Source organism: Legionella pelazae (assembly GCF_052527395.1).
Genome location: NZ_JBNVZS010000015.1, coordinates 1 through 20398 on the forward strand (window position 1 = coordinate 1; position 20398 = coordinate 20398).

A 20398-nucleotide genomic window follows, 5' to 3' on the forward strand; every position below is an offset into this window, starting at 1 on the left:
CTCAATTATAGAAACCCATTACTGGGGTTTCTATAAAATAAAATTATTATATCGCTAACGTGCTAACATCGTTAAATCCTTCTAAATGACTATTAATATTCGCAAGCTTAAGATTTAATTTATCAGTTTGTGCAATAGTTACATGGAACGGAACTTCTTTTTTCTGAGAATTCCAAAGCTTAAAATTATGGCCAAATGCACTAGCAAGTATTTGTGTAAGCCTATTTTGAGTGTTTTGGTTTGGCAAAAGATTAAGAATAGTATCACGGCCGCTACCAACGACTGGTGCATAGGCTACATCAGCCTCAGTGTTAATATAGTTGTGTTCTTTGCTATTCGAAAAGAACAATTTGCTAGGTGGCTCTATGATAATCAAAATGAAAAGACCTTCATTAATCAATTGTTTGAAATCTACCCTTAAGAGCTAGGCAAAATATGTCTTTTTAAATGCTTTATATTATTTGCAACGGAGTCATTATTCCCTCGCCATGAGAATGTCATTATTTGAATTTAATGGGATTTTAGCGCTCATTGATAGATTATAACTTTAGTAATTATGCTATAGATTTATTTTTTCAATAGCACCACAGAAGCATATATGACAGTTTCGTAGATGCTTTATAGCTTGACATTAAAAAAAATGTGTACATAATATGACCATAGTGAATATTTATTAATTAAAATTGTTAAGGGATATTAAATGAAATCAACGCCAGAAAAAACTAGTAAAGTTACTGATTGTGGCAGTTCTGTTTTTTATTTAGATAAGTTACGAAAAATTAAATGTACTAAAGTAACCTATGAAGATTACCGTGAACGAATGTTACCCGAAGCAACATAAAGAATTTGAAGATAATGTAAAAGAAGAATGTTTACGTTTTCAAAGCAAATTTTCCAGCTAGAATTTGTTAGCTTTTTTGCTAACATCAAGTAGCCTAGATAGATAAAAAAGCTAATAAATTATTATTAGCTAGGAGAGGAGTTTACCATGCTAAATAGCTATTTAAAATTAAATAGAGATTGGTTAGAAGAGTGCGAAGAAGATGAGTTAAGCCTACTGAACAGAAGGCACTAAATAGAATAAAAAAAGAAAAAAAGTTAGCCAAGCAGAATCCATTAGTCAATGCCGCACGCAACTTACAATTGGCCTTATTTGAATTACTTACTCAAAATGAGTGGGGTAAGAACGAGGCAGAAGATAATAAATATAAAGTCATGATTTCAGCTCTTAAGAGTCCTACTCAACTTTCAATCATAATTGAGAACGAGCAATTAGCTGAATTCAATAAAGTTGTTAATTTATTAGATTCATTAAACTTAAAGTATGACATCATAAATAATGATCGTACTTGTCGTTGTGATAAAAATCATCAAGCAATAAATTTACAAGATGAGCTAGTATTTAAAGCATTTACTATGGAAATAAACCGGCTGCTAATAGAAAAGTCTCTAAATAAAGGCTTAAGAACAATGACCTTTTTTAATTCAAAACCAATAACAGGTGAGGAGATCCAAGGAATCGCAAAGAAAGAAGGCTATGACATTTTTTTTAGCGAGCAATATAGGCTTTTTCCTAAAAGAAGTTCCTTGGATATAGCAAGGAAGACATTGCTAAGTTATGCAATTTCGATGCAAATATGATAATACAAGTGAAAAATGCACATACTTCCAGCGAAAACAGCTTAGCTATCCATTGCGCTAATGAGGAAGATGCTAAGCATGTTGCGCAATGTATCAATGAAAAGCTCTTTAACTTAACAGGCCTTAATTTTAACGTCAAATATGAAAAAGAGACCTTTTTTGGTAGACAGTTTTTAGCTGTCTTAGATGATAAGGCTAGCAAAGAATTGATGTATACTATCCATAATCAAAGCCCTAGCAGAGTTGCTAAACATTTAGGCTTTAATCGAAGCTAATAATTTGTGCTATCAAAGCTAAACAACAGGCAACTTAATCTGGAATGGTAAATTTGGCTTTATATCAATAGAACCTGCAGCGTCTAATTTATTGGGTTTCCTCAAAAAGCAAGATAATCGCTGACGGCAGAATCTTTCCTGAAGTGCGGCAGATGATTAAACTATCATCAGTTGTACGAGGGGAAAGAGATGGGAAAACGCTATAAGCATTTAACCGAGCTAGATAGAGGATTTATTAGTCTACTGTTGGCTAAAGGTTATACTAAGTCAAAGAGAGCAACCTTGTTAAAGGTCCACCGGTCAACGATTTATCGAGAGATAAAGCGTAATAGCTTCGCTAGCACCTGGGCTGACAATAAGCCTTATTATTTAGCAGAAGTCGCTCATAAACGCTATTTAAAGCGACGAAAACGCCAAACAAAGTTAGATGGTAATAAACCACTTCGCAGCTATGTGCATGAAAAGCTCTCGATTGGTTGGTCGCCCTGGCAAATTGAAGGGCGTTTACAACGTGAAAATAAAGTAGGGATGCTTATCTCTCATGAGACAATTTACCGCTATATTTATAGTGATTACGCCATTCGTAATCGATTTTATTCATGCCTAAGGCGAAAGCACAAGCTACGTATTAAGCGTCATTCACGTCAATCAAGATTTCCTAGTGAATTGCTTATTACTAATCGACCTCAAGCCATTAATGAACGTATTGAATTTGGCTACTGGGAAGGTGACCTCACGATGTTTAAGCGAGGTATCAAAGGTAACTTACTGACGTTAAGGGAAAGACACGCTATTTAATTGCCATCAAAAATGAGAATAAAACAGCAAAGGCTACTGCATTAGCGCTTATCTCAACAGACCATTAAAATGTTTAGATTATCAAACGCCTACTGAATTATTCCAGTGGCATTTAAGTCATGCAAATTATTAATTAGCTGACTGAATCTGTGATAATATTACAGACTTATTAACAGTAAGCTTTATTTGATGATCTGAAATAGTGGCTTGCAGAAGGGATTTGTTGCACTTCGAGTGAGATTCCCCAAAATCTCTATTAAGTCTGATAACTCAGATAATCAGACTTAGCGAGGCATGCTTTAACTTCTATCCTTTAAGTATTCGCTTTAATATGGCTTTTTAATAATAAATTTTCTTTCCCTTTTTGAAATATATAAATCTATTTTTTGTATGGTTTGAAATAAAATTTTGTAACATTTCTAAATGATATTACATTGAAAGAAGCTTTTATCTGAGGAGTCACTTACAGAGTTTAAATGAGAAGCCTCATCTTCTCGTAATTTTTCTCGCATTGCATGATGCCCAACGAATTCATATAATCTATGTTCTGGTAACGGATTCTCTAAAAATTGTTTATATTCTTCAAAAGAACTCTCTCTTTCTTCAATACAATCCTTCAGAAGATTATGCCTACCAGGTAAAAAACTTCCATCAGATTCCATGGTATAATCATGTAGAAGAAAATTTATAAAATTTGGTAATTGCTTTTCAGCTAATTGAATATTTTCTGAAGCTTGTTCTTTATTGAGCTGATTATCATATTCTAAATACATTTTCATAAGTGGCATCATATCAAAATATTTTGTTCCCTGGCTTTCACTTATAACACCATTTATGTCCGTGCTATACGTTATGCCAGTTAGCTCTATTTCAGCTAGCTGTGCTCTTGCTTTAATAAAACCATTATCAAGTTTATTAAAATGGTATAGTGCCCAACAACATTGATAATAATTAAAAGACCACCAAGCATATTGAAAAAGCGTAATCTTCTTAAAAGTACGTCCCCACATATCAGTAAAATTTAGTCGTACTAATAATAACTCAGGGTTTTTTAATAATTCTCTTTCCACATCCCAAAATTTCCCACGTTCTGCAAGATGCATTAAAAACTTAGCCATAAATTGATTGTCATTTCTTAATTCTAAGTGTGTTCGAAGTAAATCGTTTATTCGCTCTGATTTACCAATATCTAGATATTCAATGACTTTATTTTCAAGTCTAGCTTTTAAAGGAGGTGAAAATAGAAAACAGTGATATTTTGAGGTAGTAGATAGATTTGCTAGATTAGGATTATCTAACATCCTTGCTAAAGAATAACTAACGTCAATAGGAAGACTTTCCAATTTTGAAAATGTTTTCTTCATCATTAATAAAATTATCCCTATTAAAATTGGTAAGCAATATTTAGTTATTTAGAACTGTTATATCTACTTATAAGTCTGATAAAGTGGCTAACCAGACCTAATAAATACATCTGAAAATTCGAGTAAATGCGGCCAAATTTACCTACTACTAAATCAATAGTGGTTACTGAGGATCGCAAGCCACGCCTTCTTTAAGCATACAGATAAGCCAGTCTTTATAGCTGTAAACAATCTCTGGCTGCTCAACTAGTCCTTTTCTATATCCGACTTAGTCTGGCTAAGATAATGTAACCATTCAACTCATTCTTCAAATGTTAATTCTCGTGGCTCAGGCCAAGGTTCATCAAGGTTGTAATTAGCCACTAATTCTCTAGAAAGCCAATCATAATCCCCGTTAAAGTCATGTTCTTCATAGACATCACCTAAAAGCACGGCGTCAGAAAGTATCTTTCCATGTTTATCATATGACTCTTTAAGGTCCTTAAAAATCCAAATAAGATTATTATCTTTATCATTAGCCATAGTATTCAACCTCAATGCTTTAGCTTTAACATTAAGTATCCAAATTTACTTACTACCTCATTAGATTGAGTAGTAGAAGTATAAGGCTTTATAAATACACTATAAATAAAATAGAAGCTAACAATACAATTTAGCTTTGCTAAATTTTAATAATTATTTTGATATGTGTTCCTTATCTCAATAAATTCTTTCACTTTGATTATGGCAATTCGCTTAAGTAAGGTAAAGAAAGGTGCATTTAAGAGTTGATTATTTTTTACTATTGAAAACAAACCATTCCTGTTAACTACCGTGTAACCAGCTTGAAGCAAAACACTCAATAAATCAGCAAAAATTATTTTATCTAATAAAATACTCATCACATTACTCTCTGGGGACATGTTTTTAGTGCTTACATCCAGCTTCAATTTACTATCTCGATCAATTTTTTTATTATAGAATTTTTTGAAAGCTTCAATTAGTAGTAAATTTTTTACTGTAATTTCATCTTGAGTTTTATACTTTTTCAGATTTTAACTCTTGATGCACAAGCGGAAAAACATCTGTTTTTATTCCTGCTTTTTCTTGCAATTCAAATGCTGCAGAGCTTGCAACAGTAATACCGTGAAGCTGATAACCTTCTGATTCAATAATTAACTTTGCTTTTGCAAGCATGGACGTTTTTGCAACACCTGCATAACCTTGAATAACTAAATAGCGGTCTTTGCTGGTTAGCAGTACACTCATCGCTTCTTTTTGTGAGCTTGTCATTGGCTGAGGCAATAAAGGAGCGCGTTCTTTCTGAAAGGCTTTTACACTCTTTAAGGACGCCACAGTAGAAACCGCGCCTTTGTTTCGCTCAATTCGTGCGATAGTTTCTGCTTCCAACGTCAAAAGCCAAGGCGTGGTTAACATTCTCTGCCCACTGTCGTGACATCTTGCTTCATAAAATGTTTGGTGACTTATCTCCTGTTCAATCACTTTAATAATTGATAGTTGTGAAATCGCTTTAGGATAAACAAGGCTTGGCTGCTATTGCTATTAACATCAAAAGGATAATTTCTTTTTGGCTCCAATTCTTGTTAGTTAAATTGATCTTAATTTGAACATAAAAGTCAACAGGCCGGATGGGTTTTATGAACTCATCAATTGATCTATCAGAAATCTCAAATTCACCCTTAAATTTAGTCCACAAACTCTGTATATTAATCAAAGTCTGAAAAGTTAAAGGGCTTAAGGGTTAGTAAACTCTATCTTTTAGGAGCAGTGAACGTTCCTAGAAATTTTATTGTTTTTAACAGGTCATAAAATTTTTCATGAAGAGGGTTTATAATTAAATTGTACTCTTCAGGAACAACTACAGAAGGCACTGCAATAGCAATATATTTCTGTTGATTAAATAATTTCTTCTCAGAAAAATCCCTTGTTACATCACCTGCTGGAGATGTATTCCATTTTATAGGTAAATCTTGAACCTCATACTTCCTAATCAACTTTTCAGGAATATCAATTGAATATTTAGAATATGTAAAACCAGATACAGATAGCCCATTATGAGATAACCATTCCAAAGTACATAATGAAATAGACTGAGAACAGTATATTACTTTTCTGCCTTTATGATTCCATCTACCTTGAACATACAATCCACCTTCACCAGAAAAAACTAATTCAGATATTTGGGATTGACCTGCTCTATACCATTTTACCATTAACTATAGATACCATATTTTATTTGTTGAAGGGTTTGTTCAACTAGTCTATGACCTACTTCCGTATCTAATAGATCTATTGGTGCACTTCCTCCCAAAGAATCAATTTCTCTATATAACCAGCTCTTAGCTTCAGAAGGGCCTAAAATTTTACTAGCTAACTGGATTATTGAAACTAAACGTAACAACTTTTCGGTAGATGAAGAGTCAAGGAGTTTTTTTTCTCTTTTCTTTGTTTTATATGTTGAGCCCGATATATTTAATCTATTAAATACATCCTTCATTACAAAGCTTTTTGACTTTAAGATTTTTTCAAAAGCATCAGGAAGAGCACCATGCCTAATGATTTCAATTTCTTTTAAGGGATCTTTTAACGTTTGCATTAAATTATCTGAGGTTAACATATATTGTCTCCAAATATATTATTATTATAGGTGCTAAAAAATACTTTGTAAAGTTTATATATATACTTTCATTATAGTGTAACGATTATACAATTATGCTTATCAATATGAGATAAAAAATAAAGATTTTAATATTATGAAAAAGCATAGCTATAAGGCAATCAGCTTTAAGGGTCAATTTAGAACAAAATTTTTGGGGTTAATTTAGAAAGCTGGCAGGACAGATGTATGTCCCAAAAACAAATATTTAAATCTATGATGGAATTTACTCTGAAGCATCTAGGAGTTTAATCGATTCCCTCCAAATTAGCGTGCAGCGCTTAGACTAGATTAGAGCAAATTACATGGCTTAAAAGAATTTTGAGGTTGTTCCATTTCTGGGTTAAATCCATCAAGATTATATTTTGCTAAGCGTTTGTTTAAAATTTCTTTTAATGAATTATTATGAGAAAAATATAAATCCAAATGTTTAGAATTTAAAGGTATAGATTTTTCTTCTAAGGCCATTTTTCCTGTATGTTTAATGAAATGATGTAATCGATGATCTTTTTTGAGCCCCTTTTCTCCGGACATTAAAAGGCTCGGTAAGATTTCTAATTCACATTTTTTTGCAAGAGCCCAATAAGTTAGAGGATAGTAACGAGATAATGATAGAGAGTCCGCATATTTATCACTCTCAAAAGCTAAAGCTATAATGATGGTACCAATAATAATTCTGTCGTAACTTATACCAAAATCTGGTGCATTTGGGTCAAGGCTTTTCAAAAGAAATAATGGCGCATTTATCATCTTTTCAAGCTCAGTTGTAGGCAGAGTAGAAAATTTTTTGCGTGTTAATTCTAATAATTCTTTATTACTCAGATTTGCACTGCTTGCAAAAAAATACGAGAGCATCATTTCTTACCGGTAAAAATTACAAAGTAGAGGTTATCATAACAAATCGATGTGATTCACAAAATAGTTAAATCTATTTTCACACCATCCCTTATAAATACTGTAATGTTCTTAATAATGCAGAAAAAAAACTAATAGATATTTAATATTCTTGCTTTAAGAATAATAAGCAAATTTTAATCTTTCTCTTCTATGTTGTCCCAAAACCACATAAATTAAATAAAAAGCTAATCATTAAGTGTAAAATTAACTATCATAAAGTTAAATTGAAAAGAATGAATGAATATTGATATTAATTTGGTTCAATCACTAATTGAAGAACAATTTCCTGAGTGGCAGCATTTATCAATCATACCGGTAGAAAAGAGTGGTTGGGACAATAGGACCTTCCATCTTGGAAAGGAATTATCTATACGTTTGCCTAGTTCTGAGCAATATTCACCTCAAATCCTTAAAGAATTCAAATGGTTACCACATTTGGCGAAAAACGTTATCTACCAAGTTACTTTACCTTTAGCTTTGGGCAAACCTAGCAATAGCTACCCTTGGTACTGGTCTATAAATAGATGGATTGAGGGAGATACAGTAACTAGTGCTTCTATTTTAGATATTAATAATTTTGCTAAGGAGTTAGGGCACTTTCTCTATGAATTTGAAAAAGCTGATGCTACCGGAGGGCCAGTTGCAGGCGCTCATAACTTTTACCGAGGCGGTCAATTATCCGTTTATGATGAAGAAATGCGTCATGCACTGAAAAACATACAAGATAATAGTCTTAAATTGTTAATTCAAAGGATATGGGAGCAGGCATTATCATCTTATTGGGAGAAAAGTCCTGTTTGGGTACATGGCGATTTAGCGTGTAATAATATTCTAGTCAAAAAAGGACAATTGACTGCAGTTATTGATTTTGGCCAACTGGCTATTGGTGATCCTGCGTGTGATTTAGTTATTGCTTGGAATTTTTTTGATCCCGAGAGCCGCGAAATATTTCGCACGAGTGTCAATCTAGATAAAAACACGTGGATTAGAGCTATGGGCTGGGCATTATGGAAAACAGTTTGCTGGCCAATTGAAGACACAGATGTTACAAAAATAATTGAAGAAATTTGCGAGGATTACCGAGCTAATTTTTCATAGTTTTAAAGAGCAATTGTCCCAAAAAACCATGTTTTTAAAATAGCTTTAGAAAATGTTACTTATTCCATTAATTGCAAAATGACTTAACCTTGATTTTTGCAAAAGAAAAAACAAGCGATCTCATATAAACAGTATTAAAAATTCTTTGAATGTATTTACGGATAGCTCTTCCTAATATCCTAAATAGGGCAGATAATAAACCCATTAAAACATATAATTTATTTTAGATATTTTTATAATAAGAAATTTTTATAACAGAAAATAGAGTAATCAGTAAGGTATGCCATTAGATGAATTATTAGATTTAAAGCAAAGCAATATTAGTTTAAAAGCGCCTTAGTACTAAAGTAATGGGCAAACTTATTGAAATTCGCGTTACAGATTTAGGTTTATCTATATAAACATCTAGGCTTTGAGATGAAAACCAAAATTTTTCAGAACGAAACACCCAGGTTGGTTATACGACCAATGCAATTAATAGATGTTATTCCTTATTTTGAAGCTGAGCAAGCATCGATTAAAGAGCTAGCTCCTCACTGGAGTTGGGCTAAAACAGATAAATCAGCTGATGACATTAAGTTATTTATTCAAGAAGCCATGCAATTACATGAGATGGAAAAACCTCCTGAAATGTATTTTTCTATCTTTTCAAAAGTAATGTGCTTGTAAAAAGACTAGAATTTCAACTTGAATGCGAAATGAGAAATTTTTTTATTAATTTTACCACACAGCAGGTGAGCAGTGAGTATTTATATTCTTGTATTAATCTAGACATGCTCCCAGAATTAGAAATAAAAATTACTTGATTTTTCAAGATGAAAATTGTTTCTGCAATTTCATAGCTAGCTAATATTACATGGAAAAGGGGAAAATATAGCCACTATCTTTGAATCTACCATAGAAACGTTAAATCTGGCTAATTTTATAACCAGATTTATTAATTGCTTCACTTACTATATTTACAGAATTAAAATTTTTCTGATAAATATTTTAATAATGTCTATTTATGAATCTATCTTGGCTAAGCTCATCTAAAGCTTCCATGTTTTTAGCACAAATATCGGGAACATAACTTGATTTACTTACTTCAAAACCTGAAATAGAAGCCAAAAGTCTATGCTTTATCTCTTTATAAGGTTGAGATAGAGTAGTAATATCAGAGAAGTCATTCAACTGATTATTTGGTAATTCTATTTTTTCGAGCGTTGAATTATTTGTGATGACTTCAGCAAGCGAATTCAATTCTCTGTGAGACCAATAATAACTTTCTACATTGTAACTCCTTGCGCGAAAGGTTTTGATTGAAGTATTTTCTTTTAATCCTGATAAAACAGCCATCATACCTATGCTACCCAACTGGCTTGAACATACTTCAAGATATTCAAGTGTTTTATTCTTCTTTATTGCTTCACTAATAGTAGACCCTGCTTCTGGAGAAAGTGTGCATCCATCAAAACTTAGCTCTTTAACCTTATTTTCATCGATTTTATTCATAAAAGCTTTAAGTTCTATTGGAGAAATTTGAAGAGAACTATCATAGACGCCATCTGATACCTTGTTGCCATATACTTCGACACGCTTAATATCATAAGGGCTAATTTCTTTACTTAAAAATTCATTAACACTTCCACGGAAAACATTATTTGAAGTAGGGTTGGCGGAAGTAAACGCTAAGCTTTGAAATTGGTTTGATCCGTTCTTAGAAAAAAATTGAACATATTAAACATATAAATCCTCAAATACTAGTTATTAATTTATCCCACTAATATGATTAAATTAAATTGATTTGCTTTTGTAAGCTGGCGAATCCTAAAAGAAATAAAACTAGATAACAATAGATTTTAGTGAATTGATGGTACAGGGTGTCAATAAATACCTACTAAGTCTGATTTATTTTTATATCAGACTTAAGATATTACATTCCCAACCACCAAGAAAGGGAACTCGAAGTTAAAAGCCAAAAGGCCCAAAAATAGTGTCTAGACGCAACTGCTCAAGCTAGAAAACAGCCCTTTTAAAGCACTTCTTCAACAAATATTATATCTTTTATAATTAGTGCTTTTTTATTACCCTTATTTTATAATTTTTCAATTTAGACTAGCAATTATGCTTAGATTTTTTCCTAATGGTAATATTGTATCTAGAACAGTTATAAAATTCTGTGCATATAATGGTGTAATATCTGCTTGTTATTACGATGCTGAGGAGTTTGATTCGCATCTATTAATCGGTTTGAATGAAAACGGAACGCTGAAAAATTTCTCGTTTAGTTTTTGTGAGGATGAGAGTTCTAAAGTAGAGGAATCAATGTTTTCTTTAAGTACTAGTAAAGTAGATGAAAAATTAATAAAAATCGATATTACTTTTAGTGCGCCCCCTATATATTATTCTGATAGTGTAGAAATAAACCAGGAGAGCCTCAAAGAGATAAATCAAAATCTGGTTAAACTTTTTTTACATCCTAGATGTCAAACTACTTCAAAAAAAATGACTAATCCAAAGGAATTATTGCGGGAAATTAATTCCTGTATAATAACCAACCAAAATTTAATTGAAGCAGCTTCAGGAACAAGAGAAAGTGTACAGAAAAATATTCCAGGGTTCTTAGAGTTACTGGGGAGCAAGCTTAAGAACGAACTAGAAAGATTAGGCGCTGATGAAGCTGCTAGCTTGGAAAATCGTATTTTTTAGTTATAAAAAAACTTTGTTCTAAGTAAGTTTTTTGACTGCTACAAAAGAATTATATTGAGATATGTTCAACCAATGACCTTCTTGAAAACGACTCTTACTCTCATAGTAAAAAACAAAAACTAAAAGAGCTTATTAATAATCTAAAGTAGAGTGACAAATATATACATTTTCAATATTAAATCTGATAATTGGGGTTATCAGATTTAATTGAGATGGACTTAAATTAAGCTAAATAAGGAGCTAACTTGGTTGTCTTTGGCCCCAGTTTTCCCTATTAAATTAAATTTCTAATGGTTACTTCGCTGCAAAAAACAAATGCGTTCATAAGTGGCTTTTACATTAAAAATCGATCTTTGTATTTGCTTTTATGGATCGGTATAAATATAAAATTGTCTTAATATTAAATACCTAAAAAAGGCCAAATTTTATATTTTTAGTAAACTGCTGCCCTATTTTAAGTATTTATGCTACAATCAGTCTTTTTTTTAAACATACTTAATAAGCAATGCCTAGAAAGATACTCATACGGCCTGAATTAGCTAAAAAATTTAACGATAAATCTGCCCTGTATAAAAAGGCTTTAAGCCGCTTTATAGTTAAACAGGATAAGAAGGGTTTAAATTTAGAGAAACTCCACGGCAAGTTCGATGAACAACCTATCTACACAATTCGCATGAACAAGAAAAGCCGTCTTGTTTTGTGCCCTGTTGCCAGTCCTGCAGGCCAGGTTTGGTTGTTAATTGATATCTTACTTAATCATGAGTATATAAAGTTAAAAGAAAAGCCACAGGGATGGCTCAGTAGACAAATTTCCAAAACCATAAGCGAAGAAATTGTTTTCAATGACTTAGTTGAAAACACTCAACAACCTCAAGCTAGCCCAAATGAGATGGTGACTGAAGATATTAATATTGAAATATCAAATCGAGTTGAATTTTGTGGTAGAAGGTTTATTGTATTTGATTCAGGACAAGAGCAGGCCCAACTAACTGGCATGAAATTGATGCCAGCCGTAATTACCGGCCCCCCGGGATCTGGTAAAACGAGCGTTGGAGTATCGATTGTTTGGCATAATATTCAACAAGCTGTTGAATATAAGTCAGAGCAAAAGCCTGTTTTAGTGATAGCCAAATCGGTTAATTTAATTCATTTTTTATCTGAAGATTGGCACTTCTTTTGTGCCAATTTTCCAGACATTAACCCTGAGTCAGTGGTTTTTAAAACACCGCAAATGATATATGAAGACACCCAAGGTGCTGCGGCTTTCAAAGGCGAAACGGAATTTGTTCATTGGTTTAAGCAATACTTAGACACGCAAGCTAAATTAAAGAAAGGCGAAAAAGCAGCACTCCCGGTGAGTGCTAAAGAAGCGCCTTTAGTGTATCAAGAACTACACACCATGTCAGGCTACAGATCATTTGATAACTACATGCAACATGTCACCAGTAAGCTCTCCTTATTTCCTCAGCCAGACGCAAGACAGTGGTTATGGCAAGTCTATGAAAACTATCTAGCCAAGCTTGTCCATGATAAGGCCATTGATTTAGCGTTCCAACCGATTAAGTTAGCACAAGAATATGAATTCATTGTGGTTGATGAAGCACAAGATTTATCCCGTTGCCAAATTAGTTCACTGGCTAGCCAATCAGAGCGGGTTATTTTTTGTGTGGGTGATCATCAGCGTTTGTTTGGTAGTGAGACCACGGTTCCTTTTATTCGCTCGGTTTACTGGCAAAAAAATGAAAAAGATATCACCACCGTGGTGAAGTTAGGCGCATCGTACCGGTGTCCAAAAGAAATTATTGCACTTGCTAATGGAGTGTTGGGGCTTAAATATCAAGCCATAGGCGGCAGAGAGTTTTTAGATAAAAATGAATTGGTGCATGTTGAAGCTAATTCTGCCTTAAGTCAAGCAGGCCATGTTTATTGGCTTGAGCAAGAAGCAGAACTTAACCCACTTATCAATGACAAAAACAATGCGCAGTTTGCTGTGATTACCAGTCCTGAATTATTAGATGAGGCCGCCGCTTTATTTGGCCGTGAGCGTGTCTTTACCCCAGAGAGTATTAAAGGACTTGAATACGACCATGTCTTACTTTATCGCCTTTTAGAGCAAGATATGTACAGGGCAGCCGATCCTGTCATTGGAGCATGTGATATGCAAAACGCAGGGGTTGCTAAAAGCACTGAAGGCAGTGTTCGCAACAGTACTGCCTTTAATGAACTCTTTGTCGCCGTTACACGAGCAAAAGTGTCTGTTTCTATTCATCAACCCTACGCAAGAGACATTCGTTACATGTATAAGGCATTCAAGGAATTAATTGCAGCCATTAACAACAGCAACGATCAAGAGCATATTCAAAGCACACCCACTCAATCGTCTGAGGCAGAATGGAGGCGGCGCGTGATATTCCTTGAACAGCAAGGCCTATATAACCAAGCACAAGCCCTTAAAAATACACACTTACAAAGTAACAAGTCATCTAAGTTACCTATAGCACCTGGCTCACAGGATCCAGCAGCAACAGGCAGCGCATCTGCATCACCTAGTCAAGTTAACCGAGGAAAAAAGGCCAATGCTATCCCTCCCATCGATTTAATTGAGGAGGTAGTAAACAAAAATCCAGAGGCAATGGAGAAAACTCTGCAATATAAAGATCCCCTGAACTTGCTATTTCACTCTGCTTTAAATACGATCAATACAACCTTCCCTGCCCTCTCATTGGTGGAATACTTTAAACAGTTTTATGTTGCGGCACTAAAGGGTCAAGAAGCCGTAATTAATACCTTAAAAGTATTAGGTAAGGCCTACATGCCCTACCAAACTGGTCCAACACCACTCTATGCTGCGGCACAAAGTGGCCATGAGGATACAATTACCGCCTTGATCAAAAATTTAAGTGAAGCGGAAGTTGAAGAGCTCATCAATCAACCTACAGTTGATGACGAAACTGCACTTTTCGCTGCTGCACAAAACGGCCATAGGAATGTTGTTTCTTGCTTATTGAAAATGGGGGCCTCCTGCTTTAAGGCTTGCCAATTAAATAGTGAGAGATTAATTAGTATTGCTAACAACTCCGGGAAAGAAGAGGTAGTAACCAGAGCAAAAGCCTTCATTGAAAGTAAAGGACTAACCGTTGATACAGCAGAGATTCTGCCTATTTTACCTCATGAAATTGCCTACATTATGGGCTATAGCGAAATAGAGCAACTTATTCAGGTCTCGATGTCTTTACCTCGCCTATCTGTTAATAGTCATTTTGGATTTTTTAAAGAAGAAGTTGGCAAGGAGGTATTACAAAATAATAAATATTCTCTAAGGGGATAAGATGTTCACCTACTAGCCAAGCCCCTCCATGAATGTGCTGTAATGTAAGTGCTTCTGTATTCAAATAAATAATATCAACTTCTCGTGCAAAAGATTAAATTTAATTTAACTAGATCTCATTAGACTTAAAGTATTACATTCAACCGCGGATTCAACCGATAAATCCAACTAATTTTAAAAGTTATGAATCTGTTTAATATACTTTTTAAAATTAATAATTTATCATAATTTTTTGTGATATTATTCCTTACTACTTTATGTTATTAATTTTTGTTGAATCAAGTTCCATTCTCGTGCAAGCAGAAATTGCTTTTGCCATCTCTGCAGTAAGATAATAATTTATATTAATACTAGGGAAAGTAGTTTCACAAATCCTATTTAAAACATTCAAAACGGTATCAGTGCTCAACACAGCTTTTCTGTTACTTAAATCTTTAATTGACTTAAATATTTTATTATTTGTTTCAGAAATTATTGAACGTCCCCAGCTAAGCAACTTAGTCGATAGGTCTGGATTACTAAAAAGCAAGCTTTGTACTTCATTTAAAGTTCTAGTTTTAGAAAACTCAGGTAACTTCTGTTGAAGATCGTTTAAAGCATTTATTTCTGCAGATGAGAATTCATAATTGCACAGCTCGCTCCTATTTTGTAATTGAGTTTGAATATCTCTTGATAACTGGCAATAGTAATCCATGAATTTCTTCAATTCATCAGGATTTATATCCATTGAAATAGCTTCTTGCTCGGTATAGGCCTGGATTCTCTTTTCAACTGATTCATCATAAATGTCCTTTTTTAGAGCCTGCTTAGCAAGAAAAATGTAAGCTGTTGCAGCTAAAGCTGGCTTTAAATATTTATCAAGAAAAAAGAGTGGATCAGACTTAAATTTAAACATCATGCCTCTATATAATTTAATAATGTTTTTTATTTTATCACATTAGAGAAGTAAAGCTTTAAAATTTTTAAATCGCTCTAAAAATAATTAAGTATTATCATTTCAGCTAGTAAACAAAATTATTGTTTAGATAAACCTTATTGTGTAGCTTGCATAAATCATGGAGGTAAGACATAGTTATTTAATTCTCTAAGTTTGATTTGCTAACCAAATTTATAAATTTGCGAGGCTGAATTTAACATATTATTGTAGCTGCTTTTTGTTAACCAAACAGAATATTTGTCGATAATTATACCTTATCTATTGCTTTAATTGCTCACTATATTATTTGACAGTAAGACGATTTTCCTCTCGTATCTGTTGGAACATTAAGTATAAAGTCAGGAATTTTGTACCCTAAGCTTTTGCGGGGGCCTATTATTTAACTTATCTGTAATGACATCAAGTTCCTCATTTATTGAATTGTTAGAGTCTGCCCTCTTTTTGAAAAAGATTCTGAACTAAGCATTAGTATTTTAATTAAACTACCGATATGGATACAGATGAAAAAGTACAATTTCATTAAGGCCTAATTTATTTCAAAAAAGCTATAAGTCTAATTAAGGTGCTAACCAGATTTATTAAAATTTATTTTATCAAGGGCTATCAATGCTCGCTCTCCAAATCTTCAATGAACATACAAACACTTCTGTTTTGATGTTTTTGTTTAGTTAGATAATTTGCATTTATTTTTAGGGGTTATAGACATTACTAATCTTTATAAACTAGAGAAAAATAGAGAAGGCAAGCATTTTTGAATAGAATTAATTTCATTAAGCTTCGTTTGGTAATTAAATTTAATGGTTTTTATTTATGGAATACGTATAAATATTTACCATCAGAAACGATGCTATAATTGTTTATTATAGTAAAGCGTAAATAAAGGTTTTAGATATGCAACATAAAGAGGAAAAGTTCCCTCCTTTATCTAAGACTGAAGCTCAAGAAAAATTGTTAAAAAATATAAAGAAAGAGGCCGATAAACAATCAAAACAATTTGAATCAAAGTTGTTAGAAGACTTCTTAGATTTAGGATTTAATCAAGAAGATTTAGAGAAAATCATTCATTTCTTTCAACAAGCTAATGTAACTATCAATCTTTCTATAGCAGATTTTTAAAAATTATGCGACAGGAAAATCCATGCTATAAATCTGCAACAACTATTCTCCTATTTTTTTTGATGGGCCTGGATGACAAAATAACGGAAGCATTGTCTGAGGTCGAAAATAATCTAAACATAAATTTCCTTTTAATAATGCAAAAATAAATTTTTAATAAGTATCCTTTATATTATATTTGATTCTCATTTATAGGATGAAGCCATGTCTACTTCAGAATATCTAATTAAAAAAAGTCTAAAATATAAAAACTCTATGGTAGATAATAGATTAAGTAAAAAATTAAATGTAACTTCTTTGAGCTTAATCGAGTTATGTGATGCAACTGCAAAGATCACAAAAATGTTACTTGCTCTTGGCTCTGAAAATAACTGGATTGATATTAAAGAAAATAAAGGTCGCTCAATAGACGCTGGGAAATACAGAAGTAACTGGCTTTATTTGAGTCGAACCGATCACGATATCTACAATGAGGACTCTAAAAAAGCTCAAAAATCTGATTGGTTTGAAATGTACAAAATTGGGCATTCGCAGAGGTTTTTTTATCATATACCAACCACAGAGTACAAAATACATAGAAGTCATATTGAAAGAAATGCTGCTGTAGCTGTATTAAGTTTATCAGGATGTTGTGATCAACATGCCTATGTGCTAGCAACTTTATTAAGAGCCATATTACCTAGGGGTACTCAAATAAATATTTGTGGCCTAAAGGAATTATCTGGGAAAAATATCCCTCATACTTTTGTTGTAGTAGGTTCATTGAGTGCAAAAAATAATATTCTCTTAAGCACTCTTCCAACTAATATATTATTGACAGTAGATGCTTATCCTATAATCGGAGGAGCTGTAGTACTGAGAGACTTTTTTTTATGTAGTGGCGCACTTGATAAATTAACTTTAGTAGTGGACAAAGTCTACTTTTCAGATGGCAAAGATCATCTTATTAAGCGTATTAGTAAGCAAAAAGTTTTATTAGATATCATTAAAGAACAAACTCAAGAAAAGAAAGGAGATCCAATTATCAGCATAGAAAGAAGCAGTATGACACCTTTCTTCACGCATCACACATTAGAAGAGCAAACAAACTATACTAACATGATTAAGCGTAATAAGTATTTATCAGAAGATTCTAGTGATTATGAGAATATATTTTCTATACCAATAATCTCAGAAAGTTATAAAACACCAATAAGATGTAAGGAAGCCTATGAATATATTTGTAGGAATTATCCTCATGAAAAATTCAATTGGTGTTTAGAGTATGTTCAGGAAAAATTAAAACAATTAGTTGATAATGATAGAGATCCAAATGGTGATTTTACGCAGCGCTTAAATTCAAGATGGTAGTTAAATTCATGGTTATCTAGATAAATAACGCTTATAAGAAAATTGTGTAGCTAAAGATATAAGCTATAGCGCGTTGCAAAATCTAATAATAAATCTGATTAGTCTGCTAATCTGACTAAATTTAGAATATTTTATAAAAATTAGATGCATCATTACATCAGTCGCAATATATTTCTGCCTAAAATCTTCTTTATATCCTCATCAACATAGCCTCGGAGTAGAAGATTCTCCACTATTGAAATAATATCTTCCGGTTGTAAGCATTGCCAATCACTCCTATCACCAGCTTTATTAGCATAAGCTTCTGGATGCGTCACTTGTTGGTTTTGCATATATTGATTAAATTGTTCAGCAAAATAAAGATTATCTAAACCAAGTGAGACATATCTTACCCCGACGAGTTTTGCTATGTAATCAATATGATCTACATATTTTTCAACACTAGCCTTAGGATTGCCTAGAAGCACGCCTATACCATTGACGCCAATTACGCCGCCTGTCCTTGCAACTGCCTTGATTTGTTCGTTATGTACATTTCTCACATGCGGATGAATGCCATAAACTCCAGAATGTGAATTTACTAGTGGTAATGTTGTTAACATTGCCGCATTCATCGCGGTTTGATAACCTGTGTGTGCAATATCAATTATCATTCCTAAGCGATTCATTTCAGCAATAAATCGTTTTCCAAGATGGCTCAGACCACTATCTTTCTCTTCTATAACGCCATTACCCATGGGCGTGTATATATTATAGGCTAATACCAAACTGCTTATACCAAGAGTATGAAACAGTTCCAGTAAATCTAAATTTTTTCCTATAGGAGCTGTTCCTTGAAACATTAAGCGTAATGCTATTTTATTTTCTTTCTTTGCGCGTAAGATATCAAATTTCGATTTGGCTAAAATATATTTTTCAGAATGTTGAAAAATATATTTTCTTATTTGGGCTAAATATACTAATGCCCGTTCAGTAGTACTTTCTTCATTTGCTATTGATAAAGTTACAGCATCAAAACCTGCTTCTTTATATCGGTCTATTAACGACCATTTTTCTGCGAAAGTTCAGGGCATTGCTAGCTCAAAGCCAAGTTGGCCATCAATAACAATTCCCTTCTGAACTATTTTCTTTGCTTGCTCGTGAAGAGTCATTAAAACACTCCCTTATTTCCATACCTGATTAACAACGCGCAAATAGTTGCCGCCTAAGATGTTTTTAATAGCAAGTTCAGAAAAGCCTCGCTTTAATAAGGTTTCTATTAATTCATCTATTTTTTCCGGTTGAAACGAGTCAGTAATATTTTCTTGAAGATATCCTTTAGGGTAAAAAACTTCGCCTGCTTTTTCGTAAAATAAAGCTAGAATCTCATGAAAATAGATTAAATCTAATCCTAAAGCGATATGATCCGTGCCTACTAATTTTGCTATGTAGTCAATATGGTCGACCATCTTTTTACTAGTTGATTTGTCGCCACCTAATAATTGAGATGCTCCGTTAATACCAATGATTCCACCTTTCTTTGCAACCGCAATAATTTGTTCATCCGTTAAATTACGTATATGCGAGGCCACGTGATAAGAATTGGAGTGTGAAAAAATAACAGGATCTCTCGAAGCTTCTATTATATCTAAAGATGTTTTAATACCTGCATGCGATAAATCTATCAACATACCTACACGATTCATTTCTTCAACTGCCTTGAATCCTAAACGACTTAAGCCATTGTCAACTTTTTCTACTAACCCACTGCCTATAGCATTTTGCGAATTATAGCAAAGTAAAATTGAACGCACTCCTAGTCTGTAATAAGTTTCAATCATATTAATATCATTCGCAAGAGGATTTGAACCTTGCAGCCAAAAACCCAAAGCAAGTTTATTTTGACGCTTAGCTTTATAAATATCATCAACCTTTTCAACAAAAACATATTTATCAATTTTGCTTTGAATATTAGCTTTATGTCTTGCCATATATCGTATTGTTGTTTCTAAACTGGTAAACTCGCCAGCGATAGCAAGACCTATATAGGTAAATCCTGATTGGATATAACGATCAAATAATTCCCATTTATCAGGCACTTCAATTTCTGGCTCAAAACCTAAAGCCATATCAACTATAATGCCTTCATTTTTTATCTCTCTGATTTTCTTTTGCACAAGAGCCATGATGATATCCTCTTTCTTAAAAATTAATTAGATTATAAACTATCTATAAATGGGCGATAATATAGCTATAAATGAACACATT

At 33.0% G+C, this 20398-nt stretch carries 22 protein-coding genes; 10 read left to right on the forward strand and 12 right to left on the reverse strand.

Translation table 11 applies throughout. From position 1 onward, the window contains the following. Positions 1 to 46 precede the first annotated feature (46 nt). On the reverse strand, positions 47 to 376 hold the full coding sequence (locus ACQUW5_RS13060; protein ID WP_444991706.1) for a hypothetical protein: 330 nt from the start codon (positions 374 to 376) through the stop codon (positions 47 to 49). A 324-nt stretch (positions 377 to 700) separates the two neighbouring features. On the opposite strand from ACQUW5_RS13060, the gene ACQUW5_RS13065 reads away from it, so the two are divergent. The 4 genes from ACQUW5_RS13065 (at position 701) to ACQUW5_RS13080 (ending at position 2714) form a co-directional block, all read left to right on the forward strand. Beyond that, positions 701 to 841, forward strand: a complete 141-nt coding sequence (locus ACQUW5_RS13065; RefSeq protein ID WP_444991708.1) for a hypothetical protein — start codon at positions 701 to 703, stop codon at positions 839 to 841. Between the two features lie 302 nt (positions 842 to 1143). Next, the gene (locus ACQUW5_RS13070; protein WP_444991709.1) at positions 1144 to 1641 is read left to right on the forward strand and encodes a hypothetical protein; all 498 of its coding nucleotides are present in this window, start codon (positions 1144 to 1146) and stop codon (positions 1639 to 1641) included. An 8-nt stretch (positions 1642 to 1649) separates the two neighbouring features. Next, complete coding sequence (locus ACQUW5_RS13075; protein WP_444991710.1) at positions 1650 to 1916, forward strand: hypothetical protein; 267 nt, start codon at positions 1650 to 1652, stop codon at positions 1914 to 1916. A gap of 189 nt (positions 1917 to 2105) precedes the next feature. Then, positions 2106 to 2714: an IS30 family transposase gene (locus ACQUW5_RS13080; protein ID WP_444991711.1), complete on the forward strand. Its 609-nt coding sequence runs from the start codon at positions 2106 to 2108 to the stop codon at positions 2712 to 2714. Positions 2715 to 3133: 419 nt separating this feature from the next. Here the strand turns inward: ACQUW5_RS13080 and ACQUW5_RS13085 are convergent, their stop codons facing one another. The 7 genes from ACQUW5_RS13085 to ACQUW5_RS13115 all read right to left on the reverse strand — a co-directional run bounded on the left by ACQUW5_RS13085 (position 3134) and on the right by ACQUW5_RS13115 (position 7484). Further along, positions 3134 to 4081, reverse strand: a complete 948-nt coding sequence (locus ACQUW5_RS13085) for a hypothetical protein (protein ID WP_444991712.1) — start codon at positions 4079 to 4081, stop codon at positions 3134 to 3136. A 297-nt stretch (positions 4082 to 4378) separates the two neighbouring features. Then, positions 4379 to 4600 carry a hypothetical protein gene (locus ACQUW5_RS13090; protein ID WP_444991713.1) on the reverse strand — a complete coding sequence of 74 codons (222 nt, stop codon included), beginning with the start codon at positions 4598 to 4600 and terminating at the stop codon, positions 4379 to 4381. Positions 4601 to 4746: 146 nt separating this feature from the next. Further along, positions 4747 to 4980 (reverse strand): hypothetical protein, encoded by a 234-nt coding sequence (locus ACQUW5_RS13095; protein ID WP_444991714.1) that lies wholly within the window; start codon positions 4978 to 4980, stop codon positions 4747 to 4749. Positions 4981 to 5095: 115 nt separating this feature from the next. Then, entirely contained in the window at positions 5096 to 5494 is a 399-nt protein-coding gene (locus ACQUW5_RS13100; protein ID WP_444991715.1) for an AAA family ATPase, read from the reverse strand. Positions 5495 to 5829: 335 nt separating this feature from the next. After that, positions 5830 to 6291, reverse strand: coding sequence for an RES family NAD+ phosphorylase (locus tag ACQUW5_RS13105; RefSeq protein ID WP_444991716.1), 462 nt, complete (start codon positions 6289 to 6291; stop codon positions 5830 to 5832). After that, positions 6291 to 6695: an Xre family toxin-antitoxin system antitoxin gene (locus ACQUW5_RS13110; protein WP_444991717.1), complete on the reverse strand. Its 405-nt coding sequence runs from the start codon at positions 6693 to 6695 to the stop codon at positions 6291 to 6293. The genes ACQUW5_RS13105 and ACQUW5_RS13110 overlap by 1 nt, the downstream gene beginning before the upstream one ends. Before the next feature lie 330 nt (positions 6696 to 7025). Next, the gene (locus ACQUW5_RS13115; protein WP_444991718.1) at positions 7026 to 7484 is read right to left on the reverse strand and encodes a hypothetical protein; all 459 of its coding nucleotides are present in this window, start codon (positions 7482 to 7484) and stop codon (positions 7026 to 7028) included. Between the two features lie 384 nt (positions 7485 to 7868). On the opposite strand from ACQUW5_RS13115, the gene ACQUW5_RS13120 reads away from it, so the two are divergent. Next, positions 7869 to 8729 carry an aminoglycoside phosphotransferase family protein gene (locus ACQUW5_RS13120; protein WP_444991719.1) on the forward strand — a complete coding sequence of 287 codons (861 nt, stop codon included), beginning with the start codon at positions 7869 to 7871 and terminating at the stop codon, positions 8727 to 8729. Between the two features lie 417 nt (positions 8730 to 9146). Further along, positions 9147 to 9398: a hypothetical protein gene (locus ACQUW5_RS13125; RefSeq protein WP_444991720.1), complete on the forward strand. Its 252-nt coding sequence runs from the start codon at positions 9147 to 9149 to the stop codon at positions 9396 to 9398. Between the two features lie 321 nt (positions 9399 to 9719). On the opposite strand, the gene ACQUW5_RS13130 is transcribed toward ACQUW5_RS13125, so the two are convergent. Then, positions 9720 to 10223: a leucine-rich repeat domain-containing protein gene (locus ACQUW5_RS13130; protein ID WP_444991721.1), complete on the reverse strand. Its 504-nt coding sequence runs from the start codon at positions 10221 to 10223 to the stop codon at positions 9720 to 9722. A 612-nt stretch (positions 10224 to 10835) separates the two neighbouring features. Between ACQUW5_RS13130 and ACQUW5_RS13135 the strand changes: the two genes are divergently transcribed. Next, the gene (locus ACQUW5_RS13135; protein WP_444991722.1) at positions 10836 to 11420 is read left to right on the forward strand and encodes a hypothetical protein; all 585 of its coding nucleotides are present in this window, start codon (positions 10836 to 10838) and stop codon (positions 11418 to 11420) included. 505 nt (positions 11421 to 11925) lie between these two features. Continuing rightward, positions 11926 to 14748: an ankyrin repeat domain-containing protein gene (locus ACQUW5_RS13140; RefSeq protein WP_444991723.1), complete on the forward strand. Its 2823-nt coding sequence runs from the start codon at positions 11926 to 11928 to the stop codon at positions 14746 to 14748. A 250-nt stretch (positions 14749 to 14998) separates the two neighbouring features. Here the strand turns inward: ACQUW5_RS13140 and ACQUW5_RS13145 are convergent, their stop codons facing one another. Next, positions 14999 to 15646 (reverse strand): hypothetical protein, encoded by a 648-nt coding sequence (locus ACQUW5_RS13145; protein WP_444991724.1) that lies wholly within the window; start codon positions 15644 to 15646, stop codon positions 14999 to 15001. A 930-nt stretch (positions 15647 to 16576) separates the two neighbouring features. On the opposite strand from ACQUW5_RS13145, the gene ACQUW5_RS13150 reads away from it, so the two are divergent. Both ACQUW5_RS13150 and ACQUW5_RS13155 read left to right on the forward strand, forming a co-directional pair. Continuing rightward, complete coding sequence (locus tag ACQUW5_RS13150) at positions 16577 to 16801, forward strand: hypothetical protein (RefSeq protein WP_444991725.1); 225 nt, start codon at positions 16577 to 16579, stop codon at positions 16799 to 16801. A gap of 204 nt (positions 16802 to 17005) precedes the next feature. Continuing rightward, the gene (locus ACQUW5_RS13155; protein ID WP_444991726.1) at positions 17006 to 18151 is read left to right on the forward strand and encodes a hypothetical protein; all 1146 of its coding nucleotides are present in this window, start codon (positions 17006 to 17008) and stop codon (positions 18149 to 18151) included. 152 nt (positions 18152 to 18303) lie between these two features. Here the strand turns inward: ACQUW5_RS13155 and ACQUW5_RS13160 are convergent, their stop codons facing one another. Next, positions 18304 to 19191 (reverse strand): dipeptidase, encoded by an 888-nt coding sequence (locus tag ACQUW5_RS13160; protein ID WP_444991786.1) that lies wholly within the window; start codon positions 19189 to 19191, stop codon positions 18304 to 18306. A 123-nt stretch (positions 19192 to 19314) separates the two neighbouring features. Beyond that, positions 19315 to 20316, reverse strand: a complete 1002-nt coding sequence (locus ACQUW5_RS13165) for a dipeptidase (RefSeq protein WP_444991727.1) — start codon at positions 20314 to 20316, stop codon at positions 19315 to 19317. Between the last annotated feature and the right edge of the window lie 82 nt (positions 20317 to 20398).